This is a genomic window from Flavobacterium sp. TC780 (assembly GCF_056783245.1).
The window spans coordinates 1-4,490 of the sequence record NZ_JBXBAV010000012.1 but is presented as its reverse complement, the minus strand read 5'-3'; the positions used below and the strand labels follow the sequence as shown (position 1 = coordinate 4,490).

Genomic DNA, 4,490 nt, shown 5'->3' with positions numbered 1-4,490 from the left:
AAGGTTAATACATGCTCCTGTTGTTAGGGAGGCAGCACCTGAATCGTGTCGCTTTTTTATTCAAAAAAAAATCAATATCAGTACTTAATAGATAAAAATATAAAATTACGGCATCATTATTAGTCCTATTCTTGTGTTTTAGAAACAGCGTCTTTTTATAACTTACATCAATTAGTATTGCCTGAACTCCTTCTTCTATGTTAAATATTGAATACGTTCCTTTATATATCGTATTATCTCCTCTTACAATGTTACCATCAATAACCCCTCCTACAGCATCTGCTACCACTGCAAGCGGATCTGGATTGCTATCAAAATCATGTTCTATTACTTTCATAACAAATAATTATACCTTAAATATAAAAAACACATCCTTATTATTTATTTTCTTATCTAAGAAATATTTCTTTGATCAATTAGAAAATGCAATATTCTTTTTATTTTATAAAATTCTTTGCTTCATAAAACCAATACTTTCATTAAAAGAACTAAGGCAAAAATAATGACCATGGCTCAAAAGTAACTTCTGTATTGGCTCTTTGGCTAAATTACTTTTAATGTATCCTACTATTAATTGAGCTAGCAAATGGTTTGTTAAAAATTAGTGAACAAAAGCAGATATACCTCTTCTTCTTTTTTTTAAAAAGCTATATGACATACTTCATCTATTTAAAATACAAATAACTAGCTTTACAAAAGAAATGTATTTTTTTTAGATTCCTTAATTGTACATAGAAACTTAATTAATTATTATCGACACATGTCTGCTGAATACAATTCCAAATAATACCATTGTACAATTTTAAACAATTGCTGGCCGTATCAAAAACAAGCATCCCTTCAACTGGAGTAGCAATTACCGTTTCTGGTGAAGCAATCTTACTAATGGCAAAGCCTTTTTCTTTAGACTCTAAAATCAAAGCTCCGTTTCTTGTATTTACGGCAGGATAATTTTCTCGATCAAGCGTAGAAATAACTGCTAAAGAAGAGTCTGATTGTGTACCGGTAACAACACCAGGTTTATAACAGATTCCACAGGTAGTATCATCTATAACAACAGTAGTACCAACAGGAGAATCGCAGTTGTATTTTACAGAATGATAATAGACTGTATACGTTCCTGCTGTATTGACCGTTGTAGGATCTGCAACGACTGCTCCTTTTGAATCTTTCCAAACTACTATTGTACCTGGAGGCGTTGGAGATGTAATAAGACTATTTAAATCTAAAACCATACCTTGGCAAATACCTCCCTTATTGGCTAAAGCTGGTGCTAAGATCTCCTGCTTCACAAGCAAAAACCAGTTTATTACTACTGGTAAAACTTCCTGTATTTTTCCAAAATTCATAGAAATTCCAATACCATTATCAGTATTAACATTTGAATCTATAGTGTTTTTAAAAGTCATTTCACTTCCTAAATCACTATTTAATAAGCTATAATAAGCAGAAAAATAACCACTCCAAGGTATACCTTCTAAAAACTCAAAAGCCTCATAGGAAGGCTCTCTCTTTACTCCAACAACCAAATTAGGAGCAGTTCCAGATATAAACCCCGGCCCTCTATCATCACCTTGTAAATAAGTATCCCAGCCATGAGCCAATTTAACTTCTTCGGTATTCCCCTCTGGTATAGTTACAGTATAATCCATAAAAAAATCATTTCCTGGAAAATCGTAGCTATATTTTACTGTTAAATAGTACGTTAAACCTTTTTTGACAGCCGCTAATTTAATTTCATTTACAAAATGCCCTGGAGAAGATTCGATACGACTTTGCTTCGTACTACTAACTACCTCTAATTCTGTCACATATTGACCTTCAGGTATCAATGTACCTCCTCTAAAATAAGTATTCCCTACTGAAAGCACTAAACCATGAGTAGTTCCTGGAACTTCATATGGATACGAAGTACCACTCAGAATCTCAATATCAGGATTATATATCTGACCACTGCCATTTCTTCGAATTTGCATATTTGCAGCACCTGATAAGATAATCTTAAGCCCATCATCTGTACTAGCCCCACCAATCTCATTTATTACTGTTTGCCCATAATAAACCATTTCACAACTGGTATCATTGTCTCTACGAGTAAAACGATATACTTGGCCGCTTGCTGGACGTTTATTGATATTATTGGTAAAATTTACAGTAGCTACAGGATTTTTACTGCTATTGTTTAGCCATAATTGTTTAGCTATTTTAGTTGAAGACTTGCCATTAAAAATCCCAATAGAAGCAGATCCAGCCGTATTTGGTGTTGATTCCTGCTTATAAACATATTCTATAGTATTGGTTCCCTCATACAATTTAACTTGGAAAGAGATTACAGCCGAAGCTGCATAATAGTCCCACTTCCAGTTTTTCCACTCTGCAATCAAGACCCGATTAGGTGCATTACCCCTAGTTTTGTATGAAAAAGTACCACCAACTCCACTTAAATCATCCCATAAAGGAGCTAATAAAGTTAAATCATCCGGAGTCAACGAAACGACAGCATTAATTCCTTCATAATAAGGCTTGTTAAAAGAAAGCGTTCCGTTAGAACTAGCATAAAAATCAGTATAGGTCTCACATCCAAATTGAAAAGAAAATCCTATAGGCAGCCTACCACTCACAATATTATAGCCACTAAGATCTTCAACAGTAGTCCCATCAGTAAGATGAGCATAAGTACCACTCTCACTACTAAAAGTATAGGGAATATTTGGATTTATTTGTTTGGTTCTCTGTGCTTCCTGTGTCCAGCTTTTTATTGTAAATAATGTTACAAACAGCACTAAAAAAATAATCTTACCTTGTAATTGCATAAAAGATTTTTCAAAAAAATTAATATTACTGACTCTATTTTCATAATTCTATAATTAATCATTAGCGTTTGAACTATGATTTAATTTGAAGGCAAAAATAGATATACTTCTTTTTTTTTCATTTCAATTAAAACCATAAAACATCCACTAGAAGCCATAATTTATTTTGTTTAATTTTAAATCACACAACTAATAGAACAACTTCAGGTACTTTGAAAACGTATACAATTAACTTGATAAAAAAATCCCAATCAATAAACAAATTATGATTGGGATTTTTTATCAGGAGTAGTACAAATTAATCTTTAGATTATTAAAAATCAGCATTATACAAAACATAAATTGATTAACAAACCGCCTCCTTCTCCGTTATGTTGAAATGTTATCTGCAAACCTTGCTCCACCTACAGTAATATTCCCTCCTAATCTTGTTCCATTGAAACTTACTTTTTTATCCGTTATGTTGATATTCTAGAACTATTGCTTTTTAGTTCAATGGGTTGCTTGTTATTTATGGTAAAGGTAAACCTTTTATCATCTGCCCCTGTAAAAGCGATTCCTACATTCGTTACAGGACGGGAAAAAACAATGGAAAAAGTACTGGGCCGTGGTCTGTCTCTGCCAACCGCAGAGGCAGGAGGGTTCCAGAACAGCGATTGCTGTTTCTGGTGAAGCAACCCTACTAATCACAAAGCCTTTTTCTTTAGACTCTAAAATCAAAGCTCCATTTCTTGGATTTATGGCAGAATGATTTTTTCGGTCCAGCGTAGAAATAACGGCTAAAGGAAAACCTCTTCTGTTCCTAGTAGTCACCCCCCTTGTTTATAACAGATTCCACAGCTGTCATATACAATATCAATACTAGCAGTAGGTGAAATACAGTAGTATTTTGCAGAATAATAATAAACAGTGTACTTTCCTGCTTTAGTTACCGTTGTAGGATCTATAACTACTGCTCCTTTTGCATCTTTCCAGACTACAGCCACATCTGGTGGAGGGGCTGGAGATGTAATAAGACTATTTAAATTTAAAACCTCATCTTGACAAATTACTGCCCCCATTGACTAAAGTTGGTGCTACATCTCCTCCCACTACAAGCAAAAAACAATTTGTTACTACTGGTAAAACTTACCTGGAATACTTCCCAAAATTCATTGAAATCCCCAGACCATTATCCGATATTAACATCAGGGTTTATCAGTATTTTTGAAAGTCATATCACGTCCTAAATTATAAGGCATTAAGATATAATAAGCAGAAAAATAACCACTCCAGGGTACACCTCCTATATACTCAAAAGCTTCATAGGAAGTTCCTCCTATCATCTTTGCTCCAACAACTAAATTGGGAGCAACTCCTGTTTCAAACCCTGGCCCTAGGACTTTTGTTATTTTTGCACATGAGTATCCCAACCATGAGCCGATTTAACTTCTTCGGTATTTCCTTCTGGGATAGTCACCGTATAATCTATAAAAAAATAATTCTCAGGGAAATCGTAAACATATTTTATTGTCAAATAATAGGTCAAATCATTTTTGACAGCAGCTAGTTTAATTTCATTTACAAAATGCCCCAAAGGGGATTCGATACGGTTTTGTTCGTGCTACTAACAATACTTAACATTGAGGTGCTGCCTCCCTAACAACAGGGACATATATAACCTTTAGCAATACGTAA

At 34.0% G+C, this 4,490-nt stretch carries 5 protein-coding genes; all 5 read right to left on the bottom strand.

Features of this window, described 5'->3' with window-relative positions; all coding sequences use genetic code 11:
- Positions 1-4: 4 nt before the first annotated feature.
- The 5 genes from AC1RYN_RS01185 to AC1RYN_RS01165 all read right to left on the bottom strand — a co-directional run bounded on the left by AC1RYN_RS01185 (position 5) and on the right by AC1RYN_RS01165 (position 4,389).
- Positions 5-337, bottom strand: a complete 333-nt coding sequence (locus AC1RYN_RS01185) for a hypothetical protein (RefSeq protein ID WP_481805499.1) — start codon at positions 335-337, stop codon at positions 5-7.
- A 406-nt stretch (positions 338-743) separates the two neighbouring features.
- Positions 744-2,813, bottom strand: coding sequence for a hypothetical protein (locus AC1RYN_RS01180; protein WP_481805498.1), 2,070 nt, complete (start codon positions 2,811-2,813; stop codon positions 744-746).
- Positions 2,814-3,622: 809 nt separating this feature from the next.
- Positions 3,623-3,874 (bottom strand): hypothetical protein, encoded by a 252-nt coding sequence (locus tag AC1RYN_RS01175; RefSeq protein ID WP_481805497.1) that lies wholly within the window; start codon positions 3,872-3,874, stop codon positions 3,623-3,625.
- Positions 3,875-4,000: 126 nt separating this feature from the next.
- Positions 4,001-4,225, bottom strand: a complete 225-nt coding sequence (locus AC1RYN_RS01170) for a hypothetical protein (RefSeq protein ID WP_481805496.1) — start codon at positions 4,223-4,225, stop codon at positions 4,001-4,003.
- Positions 4,201-4,389 (bottom strand): hypothetical protein, encoded by a 189-nt coding sequence (locus AC1RYN_RS01165; RefSeq protein WP_481805495.1) that lies wholly within the window; start codon positions 4,387-4,389, stop codon positions 4,201-4,203. The genes AC1RYN_RS01170 and AC1RYN_RS01165 overlap by 25 nt, the downstream gene beginning before the upstream one ends.
- Positions 4,390-4,490 lie beyond the last annotated feature (101 nt).

Coding starts and splice junctions, on each gene's coding strand:
- AC1RYN_RS01185 (WP_481805499.1), bottom strand. CDS start 337: ATGAAAGTAATAGAACATGATTTTGATAGCAATCCAGATCCGCTTGCA.
- AC1RYN_RS01180 (WP_481805498.1), bottom strand. CDS start 2,813: ATGCAATTACAAGGTAAGATTATTTTTTTAGTGCTGTTTGTAACATTA.
- AC1RYN_RS01175 (WP_481805497.1), bottom strand. CDS start 3,874: ATGGGGGCAGTAATTTGTCAAGATGAGGTTTTAAATTTAAATAGTCTT.